We start from the raw sequence: 226 nt of genomic DNA, 5'->3' as shown, positions 1-226 counted from the left end.
AGCGCGTTGGTGGTCTCGCGGTACACGGGGATCTGGCCGGTGCCCCGCAGCATCATCCCGACGAAGGGGGTCTTGAAGAGCCCCGCCTTCGCGAGGAGCCGCGGCACCCGGCCGGTGTTGTACTGGAAGTGCCCGTACGAGAGCGGGTCCAGATACGAGTTGTGATTGACCGCAGTTATAAAGCCGCCATCGGCCGGAATATGTTCCATCCCTCGCCAGTCGCGCT

General features: G+C 64.2%; 1 protein-coding gene. It reads right to left on the bottom strand.

Translation table 11 applies throughout. The features are described 5' to 3' along the window. Nucleotides 1–226 (bottom strand): lysophospholipid acyltransferase family protein (locus tag G3I42_RS17665; RefSeq protein ID WP_164287099.1); only part of this gene is annotated, 226 nt, incomplete at both ends.

Source organism: Streptomyces sp. SID11385, from assembly GCF_010548245.1.
Taxonomy (GTDB): Bacteria; Actinomycetota; Actinomycetes; order Streptomycetales; family Streptomycetaceae; genus Streptomyces.
Note: the sequence above shows the minus strand (reverse complement) of the source record. Positions and strands in the feature narration are given on the sequence as shown.